This window comes from Streptomyces sp. NPDC051183 (assembly GCF_040682455.1).
Taxonomy (GTDB): domain Bacteria; phylum Actinomycetota; class Actinomycetes; order Streptomycetales; family Streptomycetaceae; genus Streptomyces.
Genome location: NZ_JBFBBA010000015.1, coordinates 70,835 through 90,860, shown reverse-complemented (window position 1 = coordinate 90,860; position 20,026 = coordinate 70,835). Strand labels below are relative to the sequence as shown.

At 72.9% G+C, this 20,026-nt stretch carries 16 protein-coding genes; 1 reads left to right on the top strand and 15 read right to left on the bottom strand.

Features of this window, described 5'->3' with window-relative positions; translation table 11 throughout:
* Positions 1-11: 11 nt before the first annotated feature.
* On the bottom strand, positions 12-1,598 hold the full coding sequence (locus AB0M99_RS15770) for an MFS transporter (RefSeq protein ID WP_365920573.1): 1,587 nt from the start codon (positions 1,596-1,598) through the stop codon (positions 12-14).
* Between the two features lie 83 nt (positions 1,599-1,681).
* Between AB0M99_RS15770 and AB0M99_RS15765 the strand changes: the two genes are divergently transcribed.
* Positions 1,682-3,754 (top strand): prolyl oligopeptidase family serine peptidase, encoded by a 2,073-nt coding sequence (locus AB0M99_RS15765; protein ID WP_365920571.1) that lies wholly within the window; start codon positions 1,682-1,684, stop codon positions 3,752-3,754.
* 122 nt (positions 3,755-3,876) lie between these two features.
* On the opposite strand, the gene AB0M99_RS15760 is transcribed toward AB0M99_RS15765, so the two are convergent.
* From AB0M99_RS15760 to AB0M99_RS15695, 14 genes are all read right to left on the bottom strand, one after another.
* Complete coding sequence (locus AB0M99_RS15760; protein WP_365920569.1) at positions 3,877-4,848, bottom strand: oligopeptide/dipeptide ABC transporter ATP-binding protein; 972 nt, start codon at positions 4,846-4,848, stop codon at positions 3,877-3,879.
* Positions 4,845-5,846, bottom strand: coding sequence for an ABC transporter ATP-binding protein (locus AB0M99_RS15755; protein ID WP_365920567.1), 1,002 nt, complete (start codon positions 5,844-5,846; stop codon positions 4,845-4,847). The genes AB0M99_RS15760 and AB0M99_RS15755 overlap by 4 nt, the downstream gene beginning before the upstream one ends.
* Complete coding sequence (locus AB0M99_RS15750; RefSeq protein ID WP_365920565.1) at positions 5,846-6,832, bottom strand: ABC transporter permease; 987 nt, start codon at positions 6,830-6,832, stop codon at positions 5,846-5,848. Before AB0M99_RS15750 ends, AB0M99_RS15755 begins: the two co-directional genes overlap by 1 nt.
* On the bottom strand, positions 6,829-7,776 hold the full coding sequence (locus tag AB0M99_RS15745; RefSeq protein WP_365920563.1) for an ABC transporter permease: 948 nt from the start codon (positions 7,774-7,776) through the stop codon (positions 6,829-6,831). Before AB0M99_RS15745 ends, AB0M99_RS15750 begins: the two co-directional genes overlap by 4 nt.
* Positions 7,777-7,796: 20 nt before the next feature.
* The gene (locus AB0M99_RS15740) at positions 7,797-9,539 is read right to left on the bottom strand and encodes an ABC transporter substrate-binding protein (RefSeq protein ID WP_365920561.1); all 1,743 of its coding nucleotides are present in this window, start codon (positions 9,537-9,539) and stop codon (positions 7,797-7,799) included.
* 208 nt (positions 9,540-9,747) lie between these two features.
* Entirely contained in the window at positions 9,748-10,458 is a 711-nt protein-coding gene (locus tag AB0M99_RS15735) for a GntR family transcriptional regulator (RefSeq protein ID WP_365920559.1), read from the bottom strand.
* Positions 10,459-10,514: 56 nt separating this feature from the next.
* Positions 10,515-11,432, bottom strand: coding sequence for an ornithine cyclodeaminase family protein (locus AB0M99_RS15730; RefSeq protein ID WP_365920695.1), 918 nt, complete (start codon positions 11,430-11,432; stop codon positions 10,515-10,517).
* A 74-nt stretch (positions 11,433-11,506) separates the two neighbouring features.
* Positions 11,507-12,526, bottom strand: a complete 1,020-nt coding sequence (locus AB0M99_RS15725; RefSeq protein ID WP_365920557.1) for a proline racemase family protein — start codon at positions 12,524-12,526, stop codon at positions 11,507-11,509.
* A complete protein-coding gene (locus AB0M99_RS15720; RefSeq protein WP_365920555.1) occupies positions 12,523-13,527 on the bottom strand; it encodes a proline racemase family protein in 1,005 nt (334 codons plus the stop codon). The genes AB0M99_RS15725 and AB0M99_RS15720 overlap by 4 nt, the downstream gene beginning before the upstream one ends.
* Positions 13,528-13,547: 20 nt before the next feature.
* Positions 13,548-14,477, bottom strand: coding sequence for a dihydrodipicolinate synthase family protein (locus AB0M99_RS15715; RefSeq protein WP_365920553.1), 930 nt, complete (start codon positions 14,475-14,477; stop codon positions 13,548-13,550).
* A 76-nt stretch (positions 14,478-14,553) separates the two neighbouring features.
* Positions 14,554-16,005, bottom strand: coding sequence for an NAD(P)/FAD-dependent oxidoreductase (locus tag AB0M99_RS15710; RefSeq protein ID WP_365920551.1), 1,452 nt, complete (start codon positions 16,003-16,005; stop codon positions 14,554-14,556).
* Positions 15,986-16,300 (bottom strand): (2Fe-2S)-binding protein, encoded by a 315-nt coding sequence (locus tag AB0M99_RS15705; RefSeq protein WP_365920549.1) that lies wholly within the window; start codon positions 16,298-16,300, stop codon positions 15,986-15,988. Before AB0M99_RS15705 ends, AB0M99_RS15710 begins: the two co-directional genes overlap by 20 nt.
* On the bottom strand, positions 16,297-17,427 hold the full coding sequence (locus AB0M99_RS15700; protein WP_365920547.1) for an FAD-binding oxidoreductase: 1,131 nt from the start codon (positions 17,425-17,427) through the stop codon (positions 16,297-16,299). Before AB0M99_RS15700 ends, AB0M99_RS15705 begins: the two co-directional genes overlap by 4 nt.
* A gap of 91 nt (positions 17,428-17,518) precedes the next feature.
* Entirely contained in the window at positions 17,519-19,900 is a 2,382-nt protein-coding gene (locus AB0M99_RS15695) for a collagenase (protein WP_365920545.1), read from the bottom strand.
* Positions 19,901-20,026 lie beyond the last annotated feature (126 nt).

The window sequence follows — 20,026 nt, the reverse complement described above, 5'->3', positions numbered from 1 at the left end:
AGAGCTGCCGCCTACGGCCCCGCGCCGTGGCCCTCGCCCGGGACCGCCGGTCCGGCCGGCGCCGGGGTGTGGTTGCCCTGGAGGCGTTCGATGTCCGAGGGGCGGACCTGGATCGCGAACACCGCGATCACCGCCCCGGCCAGGGTGAACAGCGCCGCCGCCACGAAGGACGCGGCCACGCCCGAGGTGAGCACCTGGTCGGCCCAGGGCTTCGGGAGCTGCCCGGTCCGCTCGAAGAAGGCCCTCTGCTCAGGGTTGGCCGTACCGAGGAAGGACGGCACCTGGTCCTTGGCCTCGTTGCGGCTGGCCGTGCCGAAGACCGTCACGAGGATCGACAGGCCGAGCGATCCGCCCACCTGCTGCATCGAGTTGAGCAGCCCGGACGCCGCGCCGGACTCCCGGTCGGACACGTTGGACAGGGCCATCAGCGTCAGCGATACGAACTGCAGGCCCATGCCGGTGCTGAACACCAGCATCGGGCCGAGGATGCTGCCCAGGTACGTGGAGTGGATGTCGGTCTGCGTCAGCCAGGCCAGGCCGGCCGCGCAGAACAGCGCGCCGCTGACCATGAAGGGCTTGGGCCCGTACTTGGGCAGCAGTTGGGAGGTGACCCCGGCCGCCACCGCGATCATGGCGCTGACCGGCAGGAAGGCGAGGCCCGCCCGCAGCGGGCTGAAGCCGAGCACGTTCTGCACGAACAGCGTCAGGAAGAAGAACATGCCGAAGATCGCGCAGGCGAGCATCAGCATGATCCCGTACGTCCCGGCCCGGTTGCGGTCCGCGAACATGTGCAGCGGCGTGATCGGCTGGGGCGAGCGCCGCTCGTTGATCACGAACAGCGTCAGCAGGACGACGGCGGCGGCGAACGACCCGAGCGTGAATCCGTCGCGCCAGCCCTCCTGGGACGCGCGGATGAAGCCGTAGACGAGCGCGACCATGCCCGTCGTGGACAGCAGCGCGCCCGCGAGGTCGAAGTGTCCGGGGTGGCGTTCGGATTCCTTGAGGACCCGCGCGGCCAGCAGGGCGATCACCAGGGCGATGGGGACGTTGACGAACAGCACCCAGCGCCAGTCGAGCCACTCGACGAGGAGGCCGCCCGCGAGGAGCCCGATCGCGCCACCGCCGGCCGAGACTCCGGCGAACACGCCGAACGCGCGGTTGCGGGCCGGGCCTTCGCGGAAGGTGGTGGTGATCAGCGCGAGCGAGGTCGGCGAGGCGATGGCCCCGCCGACGCCCTGGAGGGCTCGGGCGGCCATCAACTGGCCTGCGTTCTGGGCGAGTCCGCCGAGGAGGGAGGCCAGCCCGAAGAGCAGGACGCCGAAGATGAACACCTTCCGCCGGCCGAGGATGTCGCCTGCGCGGCCGCCGAGGAGCAGCAGTCCGCCGAAGGTGAGGGTGTAGGCGTTGACGACCCAGGAGAGGCTCTCGGTGGAGAAGCCGAGTGCGGTCTGGATGTGCGGGAGCGCGATGTTCACGATGGTGATGTCGAGAACGACCATGAGTTGGCAGGAGGCGATGACGAACAGGGCAAGCCCGTTTCCGCCCCCTCGGACCTTGCCGTCGGTCCCGTTGCTGCTCGGCAGTGCGTTCGGGTCCACCTAGTCGACGCTATGCCCGCCCCTCTGGGGTCACCACTCGAACGGCCTAGGCCATGTGATATTTCACATGTCACACTGATGCCATGGACGACTACCTCAGGCTCTCCGCCGACACGGCCCGGTTCACCTACGGCGCACCGCGCGCCTTCACCTTCGGCGACGGCGGCCGGCTCCTCTGGTTCCTCCGTTCCACGGGTCCCACCGACGCCTTCGACAGCCTCTGGGTGCTGAATACCGCCACCGGCACCGAGTCCCGGCTTGCCGACCCCCGCGAGCTGTGCCCCGAGCCCGGCGAGCTGCCCGTCACCGAGCGCCGGCTGCGCGAGCGGATCCGGCTCGTCGCCGCCGGGATCGGCTCGTACGCGCTCTCCGGCGACGGCCGCCGCGCCGTCTTCGCGCTGTACGGGCGGCTCTACGGGGTCTCCTGCGACGGGGCCGGGCAGCCCGGCGCGGCGCCCGAGGAGATCCCGGCCGCCGGGCCCGCCTTCGACCCCCGGCCGAACGCCGACGGCTCCCGCACCGCGTACGTCACGGCCGACGCCCTGCACACCGCCCCCGGCGGCCGGATCAGCCCCGACGACGGGGCCCGCTGGGGCGTGGCCGAGTTCGCCGCCGCCGAGGAGCTGAACCGGGCGCGGGGCCACTGGTGGTCCCCCGACGGGCAGAGCCTGCTGGCCGCCCGGGTCGACGAGGGCGCGCTCCAGCGGCGCTGGTTCGCCGACCCGGCGCGACCCGAACTCCCGGCCGAGGACTTCGCGTACCCCGAGGCGGGCGGCCCCAACGCCGACGTACAGCTCTGGGTGCTCGGCCCGGACGGGTCCCGTGTGCGGCTCGACTGGGACGCCGGGGCCCACCCGTACGTCTCCGACGCGGGCTGGGAGTCGGCCGGGGAGATCCTGCTGACCGTGCAGGACCGGCTCCAGCAGTCCGTCCTGCTGCTCAGCGCCGACCCGGCCACCGGGCGGACCCGGGAACTCTCCCGCACCACGCACGCGCAGTGGGTCGACCCCCTCGTCCCGGGCACCCCGGCGCGGCTGCCCGACGGCCGGATGCTCACCTCCGCCGACACCCCCGGACAGGGCGCCCGCGCCCTCGCCGTGGACGGCCGGCTGCTCACCGGGGAGGGGATCCAGGTCCGCCGCGTGGCCGGGGTCCACGAGGGCCGGCTGCTGATCGAGGCCGGGCTGCGCGACCCCTCCGAGCAGCAAGTGCTGCTGCTCGACCCCGAGTCCGGGGAGGTAGGCCCGCTCGCCGACGGGCCCGGGGTGCACACCGTTGCCGCCTCGGCCGGGGCGCTACTGCTGACCTCCGCCGACGCCGACGGGATCCGGCGCTCCGTACGGACCGCCGACGGGCGGGAGTTCACCCCCGCCGACCTGTCGGAGCCGTTCCCGTACCGGGTGGTCCCGGTGCTGGAGCGGGTCACCGAGCACGGCCTGCCCACCGCGCTGGTGCTGCCCCGCGGCCACGTGCCCGGCCGGCGGCTCCCGGTCCTGGTCGACTGCTACGGCGGGCCCGGCTACCAGGACGTCAGCGCCGAACCCCGCCGCTGGCAGGCCAAGCAGTGGTGGGCCGACCAGGGCTTCGCGGTGGTGACCACCGACAACCGCGGCACCCCGTACGTCTCCCCCGCCTTCACGCACGCCATGTACCGCGGCTTCTCCGAGGTCACCCTGGACGACCAGGTCGCCGCCCTGCACGTGCTCGGCGCCCGCCACCCGGACCTCGACCTCGGCCGCGTCGGGGTGCGCGGCTGGTCGTACGGCGGGTACCTCTCCGCGCTGGCGGTGCTGCGCCGCCCGGACGTCTTCCACGCGGCGGCGGCGGGGGCCGCGCCGACCGACTTCCGGCAGTACGACACGGCGTACACCGAGCGGTACCTGGGCCTGCCGCAGGACCACCCGGAGGTCTACGAGCGGGACTCGCTGATCCCGGACGCCCCGAAGCTGACCCGGCCGCTGCTGCTCGTGACCGGCCTGGCCGACGACAACGTCCACCCCTCCCACACCCTGCGCCTCTCCCGGGCGCTCACCGACGCGGGCCGCCCGCACCAGCTGCTGGCCCTGCCCGGCGTCACCCACATGACCCCGGGCGGCACCCGGGAAAAGGTGATGGCGCAGGAACTGGAGTTCTTCCGCCGCGAACTGCGCCCCTGACCGACCGCGCACACGAACGAGGGCCCCGCAGGCACCATCGCCTCCGGGGCCCCTGCCGTGGACGGGCGAAGGGCCCCGGAGGCGTCATCGGCTCCGGGGCCCTCCCCTTCCCGTGATCCCCGTCAGTCACCCGGGAAGTGACACGCCACCTCCGAGGAGGCGGCAAGCTGCAGCAGCGGCCGCTCCGTGCGGCAGATCTCCTGCGCCTTCGGGCAGCGCGGGTGGAAGGTGCAGCCCGGGGGCGGGGCGGCCGGGCTCGGCGGGTCGCCGAGCAGCACGATCCGCTCGCGCCGCCGCTCGGCCGCCGGGTCGGGCAGCGGAACGGCGGACAACAGCGCCCTGGTGTACGGGTGCTGGGGGTTCTCGTAGAGGGACGCCTTGTCCCCGATCTCGACGATCCGGCCGAGGTACATGACGGCGACCCGGTCACTGACCCGCTTGACGACGGACAGGTCGTGCGCGATGAACACGTAGGCCAGGCCCAGTTCGGCGCGCAGCTTCTCCATCAGGTTGACGATCTGCGCCTGGACGGAGACGTCGAGCGCCGATACCGGCTCGTCGGCGATGACGAGGCGCGGGCTGGTGGCGAGCGAGCGGGCGATGCCGATGCGCTGTGCCTGGCCGCCGGAGAACTCGTGCGGGTAGCGGTCGATGTGCTCGGGGATCAGGCCGACGAGTTCCATCAGCTCGGCGGCCCGGCGCCGGGCATCGGCCGCGCTCGACCCCTGGACCAACAGCGGGTCCGAGATGATCCGGGACACCGTCTGGCGGGGGTTGAGGGAGGAGTGCGGGTCCTGGAAGACCATCTGGATGTTCTTGCGCAACGGCCGCAGGGCGCCCTGGGAGAGCCGGCTGATGTCCTTGCCCTCGAACTCGACGCTGCCGGAGGTGGGTTCCAGCAGCCGGACCAGCATCCGGCCGGTGGTGGACTTCCCGCAGCCCGACTCCCCGACCAGGCCGAGGGTCCCGCCGGCCGCCAGGTCGAAGGAGACCCCGTCCACGGCGCGCACGGGCGCCCCCCGGCGCCCGGTGACCGACCGCTTCCCGGGGAAGGTCATCGTCAGGTCGCGTACGGACAGGAGCGGTTCGCTCATCGGGTCACCTCGGCAGGGGTTCCGGCGCCGGCCCCGGCGTAGTGGCAGGCGACCGTACGCGGCGGCCCGTCCCCGTAGGCCTCCAGGTCCGGCCGTACGTCGCCGCAGCGCGCGGCCGCCCTCGGACAGCGGGGGGCGAACGCGCAGCCGGACGCCGGCGCGAGCAGGGAGGGCGGGGAGCCGGGGATGAAGGGCAGCGGTGCGTCGTCGGGGGTGTCCAGCCGGGGCAGCGAGTCCAGCAGGCCCCGGGTGTAGGGGTGGGCGGGGTCGGCGAACAGCTCGTCGACCGGGGCCTGTTCGGCGGCCCGGCCGCCGTACATGACCAGGACCTCGTGGGCCACCCGGGCCACGACGCCCAGGTCATGGGTGATCATCACGACGCCGAGGCCGCGCTCCTGCTGGAGCCGGGCGATCAGTTCGAGGATCTGCGCCTGCACGGTGACGTCGAGGGCGGTGGTCGGCTCGTCCGCGATCAGCAGTTCGGGCTCGCAGGCCAGGGCCATGGCGATCATCGCGCGCTGGCGCATGCCGCCGGAGAACTGGTGCGGGTACTCCCCCGCCCGGCGGGCCGGTTCGGGGATGCCGACCTCGCCGAGCATGTCGACCGCGCGCTTGCGCGCGGCGGCCCGGCCGGCCCTGAAGTGGATCCGGAAGTGCTCGGCGATCTGCTCGCCGATCGTGTAGTAGGGGTGCAGGCTGGACAGCGGGTCCTGGAAGATCATCGCCATCTTGCGGCCGCGCACGGCGGAGAGCTCCTTCTCCGAGAGGCCGGTGAGCTCCCTTCCGGCGAGCTTGACGGATCCGCCGACCTCGGCGCCGCGGTGCAGCCCCATGACGGCGAGGGAGGTGACGGACTTGCCCGAGCCGGACTCGCCGACGATGCCGAGGGTGCGTCCGGCCTCCACGGTGAAGCCCAGCGAGTCGACGGCGCGTACCGAGCCGCGCGGGGTGCTGAACGTGACGTGCAGGTCGCGTACTTCGAGAAGGGGAGCGGCCATCAGTACCTCACCCTCGGGTCGATGACGGCGTACAGGAGGTCGACGGCGAGGTTGGCGACGACGATGAAGAAGGCGGCGAGCAGGGTGACGCCGAGGACCACGGGCTGGTCGGACGTGACCAGGGCGCCGTAGAACAGCCTGCCGATGCCCGGGAGTCCGAAGATGGACTCGGTGATGACGGCTCCGGCGAGGAGCCCTCCGAGGTCCATGCCGAAGATGGTCAGGATCGGGGTCATCCCGGAGCGCAGCCCGTGTTTGACGACGACCGTGCGCTCGGGCATGCCCTTGGCGCGGGCAGTGCGGATGTACGGCTCGGCCATCGCCTCGATCATCGAGCCGCGGCTCTGCCGGGCGTACATGGCGGCGTACAGCAGGGCCAGCGCGGTCCAGGGCAGCAGGAGGTTCGAGGCCCAGGAGACGGGGTTGTCGGTGAAGGCCTGGTAGGTGGGGTACGGGAGCAGCCCGGCGATGCGGATGACCCCGTAGATGAGCATGACGGAGGTGAAGTAGACGGGCAGCGAGGCGGCGGCGACCGCGCCGACCATCAGGGCCTTGTCGGTGGCGGTGTCCTTGCGCAGCGCGGCGGTGACGCCCGCGCCGAGGCCGAGGACGAGCCACAGCACGGCGGCGCCGACGGCCAGCGAGGCGGAGACCGGGAGGCGGTCCATGAGCAGGTCCCACACCGGCAGGGAGTTCTCGTACGAGTAGCCCAGGCAGGGGAAGTCGCACTGGACTGCGTACTGGCCTGTGCCGAGGGTGCGGCCGGTGAAGATGCCGGTGAGGAAGTCGAGGAACTGGCGCCACACGGGCTGGTCGAGACCCAGATAGGCCCGTACGTCGGCCAGTCGCTCGGCGCTGCAGGTCTTGCCGCAGGCGGCCGCGGCCGGGTCGGAGGGCAGGACGTAGAAGATGAGGAAGGTGACGGCGGCGATGGCCAGGAGGACTCCGGCCAGGGCGAGCAGCCGGCGCGCGAGGTAGAGGATCACGTGCGGCCGCCCCTCGGGTCGAGGATGTCGCGCAGGGCATCGCCGAGCAGGGTGAAGGCGAGCACGGCGAGGAAGAGGAAGACGCTCGGGATCACGAAGTACATGGGGTCGGTCTCGTAGTAGGCCACGGACTCGGCGATCATCTGGCCCCAGGACGGGGTGGGCGGGCGGACGCCGACGCCGAGGTAGCTGAGCGCGGCCTCGGTGCTGATCATTCCGGGGATGAGCAGGGTGGTGTAGGCGATGACGGGGCCCGAGACGCCCGGGAGGATGTCGCGGGTCAGGATCCGCCAGGAGCCGGCGCCTCCGACGCGGGCGGCGTCGACGTATTCGCGGTGTTTGAGGGAGAGAGTCTGGCCTCGGACGACGCGGGCGACGCCGGGCCAGCCGAACACCCCGATGACGGTGGTCATCAGGACGATCCGGTTGACGTCCTTGGCCACCGACAGCATCGCGATCATGAAGATCAGCGAGGGGAAGGACATGGTGAGGTCCATCAGGCGGGACAGGACCGCGTCGGTGCGGCCGCCGAAGTAGCCGGCGGCGATCCCGGCCGCGGTGCCGGCGACCACGACGATGGCGGTGGCTGCGAAGGCGATGAGGAGGGAGACCTGGGCGCCGTGGACGACACGGGCGAACAGGTCGCGGCCGGTGACGGGTTCGACGCCGAGCCAGTGCTCGGGGCTGATCCCGCCGAAGGAGCCCAGCGGCTGGCCCCCGAGGTAGGGGTCGACGGCGGTCTTGTCGAACTCGTCGGGCGACCAGCCGCCGAGGCTCCCCAGCCAGGGGGCGGTGGCGGCCATCAGGACGAAGAGCAGGACGACGCAGAGGCTGATGCGGACGGCGGGGCGGCGGCGGAGTTCCCGCCGGGCGAGCTGCCAGGGGCTGCTGCCCGGAGGGACCTCCGCCGCCGGAGGGCCGGCGGCGGGTGCGGTGGCGGTCATGGCTGTGTCTTCGCCGGCCCTCAGCCCTGGCTCTTCGACGGGTCCTTGAGGCCGACCGTCGCGTAGTCGATCTCGCCGGTCCATGCGGGGTGGCCGAAGGCGCCGGCGATGTTGGGGCCGACGAGGAGCGGCTTGCGCTCCAGCATGACGGGGATGGACGGGGACTTCTTCATGAGCTCGGCGTCCAGTTCGATCCAGGCCTGGTTGGCCTGCTTCGCGTCGGCCATGTTGTTGATCTCGTCGATCCGCTTGATGGTCGCCTCGTCGCGGAACTGGCTGTAGTTGCCCTGGTTGCCCTTGTCCTTGATGGTGCGTCCGTCGAAGACGAAGGGGATCCAGGTGGAGCCGGAGGGGTAGTCGGGGCACCAGCCGGTGTAGGTCATGTCGGGCGTGGTGGAGAGGTCTCCGATGACGTCGTAGTACGCGCCCGGGTCGACGGTGTCGATGACGACCTCGACGCCCACGCGGGCCAGGCCCTGCTGGATGGCCTCGGCCTGGCCCTTGTCGCCGCTGGAGACGGACAGGGAGACCTTGAGCTTCTCCTTGCCGGCGGCCTTCAGCAGTTCCTTGGCCTTGGCCGGATCGCCCGCCGGGGCGATCTTCAGCGTGTCGGCCTGCTTGCCGCCGGACAGGGCCGGGGGCAGGTAGGCGGTGGCCACCTCGTTGAGCGCGGGACCGCCGCCCGCGGTGACCACGGCCTCCTTGTCGACGGCGTACTGCATGGCCTCGCGGACCTTGGGGTCGTCGAAGGGGGCGCGCGAGTTGTTCAGGAAGAGCATCTCGGTACAGCCCTTGGTCTCGGCGATCAGGCGGGCCTTGATCTCCGGCTTGGGCAGCACCTTGGGGGCGCTCTCGGGCCGCATGTCGACGTACTGGACGGCCGAGGCGTCGGCGCCCTCGCCGGCGATGATGCGGTCGTCGATCTGGCCGCCCTTGAGGCCCATGACCACGACGAACTTGTCCGGGTACGCCTTGCGCACGGTGTCGGTCTTCACGTCCCAGTGCTCGTTGCGGACGAGCACGAGCTTCTTGTCCCGGTCGTACGACTCGATCTTGTACGGGCCGGAGGAGAACGGGCGGGAGTCGTACTGGGTGCCCTTCTCCTGGGACTGCGGGACCGGGGCGAAGGTCGGCAGGGTGGCGGTGGCGGAGAACTCGGCGACGGGACGCTTGAGTTCGAAGACGATCGTGCGGTCGTCGGGGGTCTTGACCGAGTCCAGATGCTTGCCCTGGAGGGGGCCCTTGTAGCCCTCGGCGCCGGCCAGGTACTGGGCCGCGTAGTCGGGGCCGCCGGTGAGGTCGGGGGCGAAGGAGCGCTCGACGTTGTACTTGATGTCCTGGGCCTTGATCGGCGAGCCGTCCTCGTACTTCACGCCCTCCTTGAGGGTGAAGGTCCAGGTGCGGCCGCCGTTGGAGGGGGTGCCGAGGTCGGTGGCGAGGTCGGGGACCAGCTCGCTGCCGCCCTTGCCGGGCTCGGCCTTGAAGGTGACGAGCGTGCGGTAGAGGAGGCGGGTGCCGAAGTCCATCGTCGGCATCACCCAGTTGCGGGCCGGGTCGAGGTGGGCGAAGTCCTGGTTGGACAGGATCGTGAGGGTGCCGCCCTTGACCGGGGTGCCGCCGAGGATCTTGCCGTCGTTGGCGGCGGCGGGGTTGGAGGCCCCCGCGTCCGCCGAGCCCTTCTTCGGGTCGGAGCAGCCCGAGGCGCCGAGTGCGAGAGCGGCCACCAGGGCGGTGGCGAGGGCGAGTTGGGTGCGCTTGGTCATGGGTCACTCCAGTGAAGGGCTGCGCTCTATGATGTGACCGGTAACATAGTAATGTGAAATTGTACTGACAAGAGGCTGGTGCAGCCGTTACCCAGCCGTGTCCAAATCCCGCCGTCGGAACCGGTGTTGACCCACCACATGGGTACGCCGTCCGACGCGGACCTCGCCGGCGGGCGAAGGCGTCGAACGGCGGTGGGGCCGGTGGGACCTAGAGGCCCGAGCCCAGGCGGGTGGCCGGGCGGCCGACCGGCTCATCGCGGCCCTGGGCCCACAGGGAGCGGACGTGGCCGAGGTGGCGCAGCATGCACTGCTCGGCCGCCTCGGCGTCCCCGGCGATCATCAGGTCGAGCAGCTCGATGTGCTCCTCGGCGGAGGACACCAGCTTGCCGGCCTCGTCCAGGCCCGTCAGGCCGTACAGGCGCGAGCGCTTGCGCAGATCGCCGACCGTCTCGACGAGCCGGTCGTTGCCGGCGAGCGCCAGCAGGGTGAGGTGGAAGCGGCGGTCCGCCTCCAGGTACCCGATGAGGTTGTGCTCGCGCGCGCTGGTGACGATCTCCTCGGCGATGGGCCGCAGCGCCTCCAGCTGCTCGGACGTGGCCATTCTCGTGACCCGGCCGATGGTGGGGACCTCGATCATCGTGCGCAGTTCGGTGTACTGGTCCAGGTCGCGTTCGCTGACCTCGGTGATCCGGAAGCCCTTGTTGCGGACCGGCTCGACGAGGCCCTCGCGGGCCAGGTCGAGCATGGCCTCGCGCACGGGCGTGGCCGAGACGCCGAGTTCGGCCGCGAGGCCGGGTGCCGAGTAGACGCTGCCGGGGCGCAGCTCACCCGCTATCAGGGCTGCTCGGAGGGCGTGGCCGACCTGGTCGCGGAGCCGTTCCTGGGCCTTGATGAGACTGTGCTGCTTCAGGTCACCCATTGCTTTTCCTCCGACACCCCTCGCACCACCGACGCGCAGGGGAACAGCGTACAATGTCACGTTGCGCTGTTCGCCCCGGTGGCCAGGTACATCGCCACGGCCACAGCGAGATCCTCCCAGGCCATGCCCACGCTCTTGAAGAGCTGTGGACAACCTGCCGCCCCGCCCGCCGGCATCCGGCCCGCCACCAGGTCGGCCAGGGTGCCGCTGATATGACCGGGCCCGATGGCCCCTTCCGCCTCCGGCACCAGCAGGTCCCCCGCCTCCCGCAGAGCCGCCGCACGCGACTCCACGTACACGGCGGCCCGCCGCACCAGCGCGGTGTCGGTCTCACGGGCCTCCGGCTCGTGAGAGCCGACGGCGACGACCGTCGCGCCCGGTGCCACCAGGCGCCCGTCGAAGAGGGGTTCGCGGGCCGTGGTGCAGCAGACCACCAGATCGGCGCCGGCCACCTCCTCGGCCGCCCCGGTCCTGGCCTCCACCCCCAGGGTACGGGCGTACTCGGCCAGCTTCCGCGCACCCTCGGACCGGCGGGCGACCACCACCACCTCGGCCAACGTCCGCTCGGCCAGCACCGCTTCGAGGTGCCCGTACGCCTGCGGCCCCGAGCCGAAGAGCACCAGCCGCAGCGGCCGCCCGGCCGGGGCCAGGTACCGCAGGGCCAGGGCCGACACCGCCGGGGTGCGCAGGGCGGTCAGCGCCGCCCCGTCGAGCAGGGCCAGCGGCGTGAGCGTCGGCCCGTCCAGCAGCAGGTAGGACCCGGTGATCCGGGGCAGCCCGCGGCCGGGGTTGTCCGGCGCGACCCCCGCGATCTTCACCCCGGCGTACGCCCCGGTCGCGGCCGGCATCAGCAGCAGCTCCCCTCCGGGCACCGCCAGCGCGGTGCGCGGCGGGCACGCCTCCGGGTCCAGCCCGGCCCGCAGGGCGTCGGCCAGCGCGTCGGCCGCGGCGGCCGGGGTGAGCAGCCCGGCCATGGCCCCGGCGCCGAGCTGCACGATCCCCTCGGCGCCGGGGTTCGTCACACCGGAGCCCTTCACTCCGGAGCCCGTCACAGCGAGAACCCCGCGCCGAGCGCGTCGTACGGGTCGACCGTGAAGGTGTGCTCGCCGGTGCGGTACGCCGTGCCGGTGACCTCGGTGACGCCGCCCTCCAGCATCCGGCCGGTGAACACCGTGCCCACCACCGACTCGTGCAGGAGGTCCTCCCCCGCCCCGAACCGGCCGTCCTCGGCCAGCAGCGCGAGCCGCGCCGAGGTGCCGGAGCCGCAGGGCGAGCGGTCGATCTGCCCGTCGGCGAAGACGGTGACGTTGCGCTGGTGCGGCCCGAACGGGGTGTCCGACAGCTCCTCGTAGAGGATCACCCCGTAGACCCCGGAGAGCAGCGGCCCGCCGGGGTGCCAGGTGGCGGGGTGGGTGGCGAGCGCGGCCCTGACCTCCTGCCCGGCCCGCACCAGCGAGGGCAGTTCCGCCGGGGAGACCCCGAGGCCGAGCTCCCGCGCCGGGAGCGAGGCGTAGCAGGCCCCGGCGTGCGCGATGTCCACCTCGGCCATGCCCAGCGACGTGGCGACGGGCACCTTGCGGGCGCCCACCCGGGCCGGGACGTTGCGGAAGGTGATCCCGGTGGTGCGGCCGCCGTCCCGGTGCACGGTGGCGGTGACCCGCCCGGACGGCACGTCGATGCGCACCTGCGCGTCCCCGTTGTCGGGGGCGGCGACCAGGCCGGTGTCCACGGCCCAGGCGCCGAGCGCCATGGTGCCGTGCCCGCAGGCGGTGGAGTAGCCGTCCTTGTGCCAGAACAGCACCCCGAAGTGCGCCCCGTCGTCGTCGGGCGGCACGACGAACCCGCCGTACATCCCGGCGTGTCCGCGCGGCTCCTGCACCAGCATCCGCCGTACGTCGTCCAGCGCGCTCCGGCGCGGGGCCGTGCCGGATCCTCCGGGTCCGATGGCGGTGGCGCAGCGCTCGGCGACGGTGTCCCCGGGCACGGGGGCGAGGGCGCCGGAGGTGAGGTCGACGATCCGGAAAGGCTCGCCGGCGGTGTGGTAGTCCACCGTTCGAACGGTCGTCACAGGAGGAACCCTCCGGGGAAGGGGTCGGTCGGGTCGAGGAAGTACTGGGCGGTGCCGGTGATCCAGGCGCGCCCGGTGACGGTGGGCACGACGGCCTGTCGGTCGCCGACGGTGGTCCGGCCGACGAGCCGGCCGGTGAACTCGGTGCCGATGAAGGACTCGTTGACGAAGTCGGCGCCGAGCTCCAGGAGCCCCCGGGCGTGGAGCTGGGCCATGCGCGCGCTGGTTCCCGTACCGCAGGGCGAGCGGTCGAACCAGCCGGGGTGGATGGCCATGGCGTGCCGGGAGCGGTGGCCGTCGGAGCCGGGGGCTGCGAGGTAGACGTGCTTGACCCCGGCGATGGAGGGGTTCTCGGGGTGCACGGGGCGGTCGTCGCCCGCGTTGACGGCTTGCATGACGGCGAGCCCGGCGGCGATCAGGTCCTCCTTGCGGGCCCGGTCGAAGGGCAGGCCGAGGGCGTCGAGTTCGACGAAGGCGTAGAAGTTGCCGCCGTAGGCGAGGTCGTAGGTGACCGTGCCGAAGCCGGGCACCTCGGTCTTCAGGTCGAGGCCGACGCTGAAGGCGGGCACGTTGGTGAAGGTGACGGCGGTCGCCGCCCCGTCCTCGACGTGGACGTCGACGCTCACCAGTCCGGCCGGGGTGTCGAGCCGGACCGTGGTGACCGGCTCGACGACCGGGACCATGCCGGTCTCGACGAGGACGGTGGCGACCCCGATGGTGCCGTGTCCGCACATGGGGAGCAGGCCGGACACCTCGATGTAGAGGACGCCGTAGTCCGCGTCGGGGCGGGTGGGGGGCTGCAGGATCGCGCCGCTCATCGCGGAGTGCCCGCGCGGTTCGTACATGAGCAGGGTCCGGACGTGCTCCATGTGCTCGATGAAGTGAAGGCGCTTGTCGGCCATGGTGGCACCGGGGATCACCCCGACTCCCCCGGTGATCACCCTGGTCGGCATGCCCTCGGTGTGCGAGTCGACCGCGTGGTAGATGTGGCGCGTGCGCATCGGGCGTCCCCTCCGGCTGGTTAGTTGAGGCCCTCGGCGAGGGCCTTCTCGGTGGCGGCGCGGACGGCGGCCTCGATCTCCCCGGTGAGCGGGAAGCGCGGCGGGCGGGTGGCGCCGCCGGGGCGGCCGGCCAGGTCCATGGACAGCTTGATGGCCTGGACGAACTCGGTCTTGGAGTCCCAGCGCAGCAGGGAGTGCAGGGACTTGTAGAGCGGCAGGGCGGTGGTGAGGTCGCCCGCGACGGCGGCCCGGTAGAGGGTGGCGCAGGACTGCGGCAGGGCGTTGGGGTAGCCGGCGATCCAGCCGACCGCGCCGGCGAGGGCGAGTTCGAGGAGCACGTCGTCGGCGCCGATGAGCAGGTCGAGGCCCGGGGCGAGTTCGGCGATCTCGTACGCGCGGCGGACGTCGCCGCTGAACTCCTTCACGGCGACGATGCTGCCGTCGGTGTGCAGCCGGGCGAGCAGGGCCGGGGTCAGGTCCACCTTGGTGTCGATGGGGTTGTTGTACGCGACGACGGGCAGTCCGGCGCCCGCGACCTCGGCATAGTGGGCGCGCACGGTCTGCTCGTCGGCGCGGAAGGCGTTGGGGGGCAGGAGCAGGACGGAGCCGGCGCCCGCCTCGGCGGCCTGGTCGGCCCAGCGGCGGGCCTCGGCGCTGCCGTAGGCGGCGACGCCGGGCATGACGCGGGCGCCGTCGCCCGCGGCCTCGACGGCGGTACGGACGACACGCGCCCGCTCCTCGTCGGTCAGGGTCTGGTACTCGCCGAGGGAGCCGTTGGGGACCACGCCGTCGCAGCCGTTCGCGATCAGCCAGGCCACGTGTTCGGCGTACGCGTCGTAGTCGACGGTGAGGTCCTCGCGCAGGGGCAGCGCGGTGGCCACCATGATTCCGTGCCAGGGGCGGTTGCGGGTGGGGGCGGACGCAGGCGCGGGGGTGTGCGCGTTGGTCATGAGTGAACTCCCTAGAGTGGTGTGTGACATTTTACTAGTGGGTATGCGGTGGCCACAAGGGTCGTGGCCCCTCCGATCAGCGGTCGCCCGCCGGAAGTTGCGCGAGGTGCGCCAGCGGAACCGGGCAGGACAGCGGCCTGCGGTCGGGCGCGGGCTCCTCCCCGGCGAGGGCGGCGACGGCGGGCCCGCACATGCGGCCCTGGCACCAGCCCATGCCCGCCCGGGTGAGCAGTTTGACGGTACGGGCGTCCCGCGCGCCCAGGTCGCGCACGGCCTCGCGGATCCGGCCGGCCGGGACCTCCTCGCACCGGCAGGCGTCGGCGTCGTCGCGCAGCCAGTCGGTCCACCCCTCGCCGGGCCGGTGCGCGGCGGCCATGGCGGCGGCGAAGGCGCGCAGTCGCGCGCGGCGGCGCACGAGCCGGCCGGGTGCGGGCCGCCCGGCGATGTCCAGGGCCGCCAGCTCGCCCTCGACCAGGGCCAGTTGGGCCCCGCCGATGCCGCCGGTCTCGCCCGCCGACCAGATGCCGGGGACGGAGGTCCGCTGCGCGGCGTCCAGGTCCAGCGCGACCGTGCCGTCGGCGCTGCGGCGGGTGGCGCAGCCCAGGCCGGTGGCCAGCTCCAGCTGGGGCACCAGGCCGTGGCCGACCGCGACGGCGTCGCAGGGGATGCGGCGGGCGGTGCCGGGGACCGGGCGCCAGTCGCGGTCGAGGCGGGCCACGGTGACGGCCTCGACGCGGTCGGTGCCGTGGGCCTCGGTGACGGCGTGCCGGGTGAGGAGGCGGACGTGGTGGCGGAGCAGGGCGCTGCCGTACGTGGCGCCTTCGGCGAGCTTGCCGGGGTTGCGCAGCAGGGCGGCGGCCCGGCCGGCGTAGCCGGTGTACGAGGCACCCTCCACCACGGCGGGCACGGTTGCTCCGGCGGCGGCCAGCGAGCCGGCCACGGCGAGCAGCAGCGGCCCGCTCCCGGCGACGACCACCCGCTTGCCCGGGAGCACGAGCCCGCCCTTGAGCATGGCCTGGGCTCCGCCCGCTCCGATCACCCCGGGCAGGGTCCAGCCGGGGAAGGGCAGTTGCCGCTCGTAGGCCCCGGTGGCGAGCAGTACGCCCCGGGCCCGGACGGCTGCGGCGCGCTCCTCGGGGCCGTGGCCGGCCACCGCGTGCAGGAGCCACCCCGGACCGTCCGGGACGACCGCCCAGACGTGGTGGCCCGGAAGGAAGGTGATCCGGCCGGCCGATTCGTGGGCGCGCAGAGCGGCTTCGCGGGAGGCGAAGTCGGCCCAGCCGTGGTGCAGGGCCTGCGGCCGGGCGGCGCCGAGTCCGGGCGCGGGCGTGCGGTAGTACTGCCCGCCCGGGCGGTCGCCGGCGTCGAGGACGGTGACGCGCAGGCCGAGCCCGGCGGCGGTGACGGCGGCGGCGAGTCCGGCCGGGCCCGCCCCGACGACGGCGAGGTCCACGGGCGCGTCGGTGGGGTCCGCGGGCGCGGCGGCGAGGTCCGCGGAGGCGGCCGGGTCAGACGGCGAGGTCGGCATGGCCGGTTCCCTCCTGGGTGGTGACGGTGTCCCCGGGGCGGGCCGGGACCAGGCAGGCGCGCTGGTTCGGGCGGCCGTTGACGGTGACGAGGCAGTCGTAGCAGCTGCCGATGCCGCAGAACGCGCCGCGCGGGGCGCCGCCTTCGCGGGTGGTCCGCCAGGCGAGGATCCCGGCGCCCCACAGCACGGCGGCGATGCTCTGCCCCTCCTGCGCGGGCAGCGTCCGGCCGTCGAAGCCGATGGTGTGGGTCGCCGCCGGGGCGCCGCCGACCAGCGAGCGGGGGGTGCGGTTCATCTGTCGGCCTCCGCGAAGCGGTCGGGGCGGAACGGGTCCGGGGGGAGCGGGGGTTCGGCTCCCGTGAGGGCGGCGGCGATCAGCACGCCGGTGCCGGGGGCGAGCCCGATGCCCGCGCCCTCGTGGCCGCAGGCGTGCAGCAGGCCGGGCACCCTGGGGTCCGGGCCGATCGCCGGGAGGTGGTCCGGCAGGTACGGGCGGAAGCCGTGGTAGGTGCGCAGCACCCGGACCCCGGCCAGGACGGGGAAGAGCGCGGCGGCCTGGGAGGCCAGCCGGCGCAGGGCCTCCGTCGAGAGGGACCGGTCGAAGCCGACCCGCTCCCGGGTGGCGCCGATCAGCACCGGGCCCGACGGGGTGCCCTCGACGACCCCCGAGGACTGCAGGGCCGCGGAGTCGCTGGCGACGTCCGCGACGTAGTCGGCCGCGTAGACCTTGTGCCGGACCACCCTCGGGAGCGGTTCGGTCACCAGGACGAAGCCGCGGCGCGGCAGGACGGGCAGGTCGCTCCCGGCGAGGGAGGCGACGGCTCCGCCCCAGGTGCCGGCCGCGTTGACGACCGCGGGGGCGAGCAGTTCGCGGCGTGCGGTGCGGACCCCCCGTACGCCGCCGGGCCCCGTCAGGACCTCGGTGACCTCCTCGCCGAGGTACAGCTCGGCGCCGGAAGCGGCCAGCAGGCGGGCCGCGGCCTGGGCCGGCTGGACCTGGGAGTCCTGGGGGTAGTGGAAGCCGCCCGCGAGGCCCGGGGCCAGGTGCGGTTCCAGGTCGTACAGGCCGTCGGGGCCCACCTCGGCGGCGACGACCCCGGCGGAGCGCTGGCCCTCCGCGAAGTCCCGTAGCGCCTTCAGGGTGGTCTCGTCCTGGGCGACGACGAGGCCGCCCTTGGGCTCGTACTCGAACTGCCCGGGGAGCGCGGCCGCCAGCTCTTGCCAGAGCCGGGTCGAAAGCAGCGCGAGGTCCAGCTCCGGGCCGGGCTTCTTGTCGGAGACGAGCAGGTTGCCCTCCCCCGCGCCGGTCGTTCCGCCCGCGACGGGGCCGCTGTCGACGACGGCCACGGAGAGGCCGGAGCGGGCCGCGTAGTAGGCGCAGGCCGCTCCGACGACGCCGGCGCCGATGATCACGACGTCCATGCCAGTAATATGTCACATTCTTTAGAAGGTGCCTAGGGTTGCCCGGGCCGGTCCCGACCCCCGTTCAGGTACGGGACCGGCCCGGAAGCGGTCAGCTGCGGAGCGGACCCTCACAGCTGTAGCTCGACGTGCCGGCGACGCGGTTGGACCAGATCTCCAGCGGGCCGAAGGAGCAGTTCATGTCGGCCAGGTTGTTCGAGGCCGCCCCCGCCCGGTCGAGGATGAAGTAGTCGACCGTCTCGGACACGTCCTTGAAGTTCTGGTCGTCGCTGCGCCAGTTCTTCAGGTTCGACGTGATCCGGCCGGTACAGGTGAACCGGCGCTTGCCGGGGTCGCCGTTCTCCACGCAGTCCGGCGTGTTGTAGGTGGCGGTCGCGAAGGCCGACTTCACCGACGCCAGCGCCGAATCACGGAGCTGCTCGTTGGGCGTGAAGGAGGTGTTCGGGACGAAGAGCTGGTCCACCTTGGCGATCTGGGCGTCCAGGAAGCGGTCGTAGTCGCGCTGGAGGTAGCTGTCCGCGCCCATCCGGTGGCGCCAGGCGTCGTAGCCGGCCACGTCGTTGGCGCGCAGGTAGCCGTACATCTCGCGCAGCAGGGAGGGCTTCTCGGTCCACAGGAACTCGAAGAAGGTGCCCGCGTAGCTGTAGAAGCGGAAGCCGTCGCCGTCGTAGGTGGCGTGCAGCAGCTGCTCGACCGTCATGCGGGGGCCGCCGCCCGCGGTGTCGTTGATGATGCTCTTGACCAAGGACTTGCGGACGGCGATGCCGTTGTCGCGGGTGGCGCCGTCGAAGAACTCGGCGGTCCCCTCGTCCATCGCGGTCGTGCGGTCGCCCTCGTACCAGGGGCCCTGGCCGAAGAAGCCGGGGACGGCGAAGCGGCCGTTGAGGTAGTGCGTGTACTCGTGGCGGAAGAGCTCTTCGAGGGTGAGGGAGGAGTCCTCCGGGACCCGGCGCTGGTAGGTGTAGAAGGTGGCGCCGTTCTCGATGTAGATGCCGCCGTTGTTGGTGCCGTAGCCCGTGAGGATCGGGTGGTAGTTCTCGTAGTCGGCGCGGGAGGCGTAGAGCACGATGTTCAGCGTGGTGTTCGGGTCGCCGGCGAGCGGCTGGTCGGTGCCGAGGACGCGGTGGAACTGCGTCTTCACCTGCTTGCTCGCGTAGTAGAGCTGGTCGACGGTGGCCCGGTCGAGGGCGGTGCGGACCTTGATGGCGCCGTTGTCGTAGGTGAAGGTGTTCGGGAAGAGCGTCTTCTCGATGTCCTCCTTGCAGACCCCGTACGGCTTGCACGCCTGGTAGAAGTTGAGCCAGGAGACGATCTTGGCCCACGGCTCGGTGCCGAGGTCGGCCTTGACCTGTCCCAGCATGGCGCCGAGGTCGGCGACGACCTGGTCCTTGAGGCCCTCGACCTGGCCGAAGCGGCCGTACTCGCTGAGGGCGTCGCGCGCCACCCAGGCGTTGCGGGTGCCCTTGAGGTGGGTGTAGGTGGAGAAGGCCTTGATGGCGGCGCGGTAGGCGGGGTCGGCCGCCACCGCCGCGTGGAAGGCGGCGTCCCGGTTGCCCGGGTAGACGCCGAGGTAGTTGACGGACAGGGCGGCCAGTGCCGCGCCCGCCCAGCCCGCGTCGAGGTGGGTGGCCGGGTGGGCCGGGTCCATGGTGGCCAGGACCTTCTTGATCAGGCCGAGCTGGTGCTGGCGCAGGCCGGGCGCGCTGGCGGCGTAGAGCGCCTCGCGCAGGGTGCGGGCGTTGGAGGCGGTGACGTCGAAGGTGCGCGCGGCGCCGCCGAAGTCGGCGATGGCCCGGCGCATGGCGTCGACGGTGGGGGCGTCGGTGACGTCGATCTCGGGGCGCGAGTAGTCGTGGTAGGCGACCGCGTGCAGGTAGGTGAACATCTCCTCCAGGTGGGAGGAGTTGCGGCCGTCGTGGGCGGCGGCCAGGCCGGATATCCGGCGGGAGACGGCCTGGACGTGGGCGTCGGACATGACGGGGGCCAGGCGGGCGTCCCAGGTCCAGATCAGCCCGCGCAGGCAGCCGTCGGCGAGGACGGCCTGGTCGCCGAGGAAGTCGGCGAACTGCTCCGGGGAGAGGTTCGTGATCCCGTCGAGGGTGCAGGGGACGCCCGCGGCGACGCTCCGCGCGGTGGGGGCCGCCATGGCCGCCTTGCGGCTCTTCTCGGTGTTCGCGGACGGCGCGGCGGCGGCCGTGGCGGCGCCGGGGACCTGGCCCGCGACGGCGAGTCCGCCGGGGGCGGGCGCGGGGGCCGGGACGGCCTCGGACGCGTCGGCGAGGTGGTCGACCTCGTCGAAGGGGTTCCCGGCGGGACCGGGCGCCTGCGACCCGGCGAACGCGGCCGGGGCCGAGGCCGGGGCCGGTGCCGCGCTCTCCGCGGCCTGCGTGACGGCCTGGCCGGCAGAGGCGAGCAGCGTCACGGCGACGGCGGAGGCAAGGAGGGACGAACGCACAGCTCTGTGCTTGGGCACCGAGAACTCCTGATGTGGAGGGGTGAGGTGGGGGGTGGTGCGTGAACTGCCCTGCTTCACGCGGCGTTTGACGGGGATTAACGTGCCGCGGTGTGAGCTGTAACATAGTAATGTGAAATTGCACTG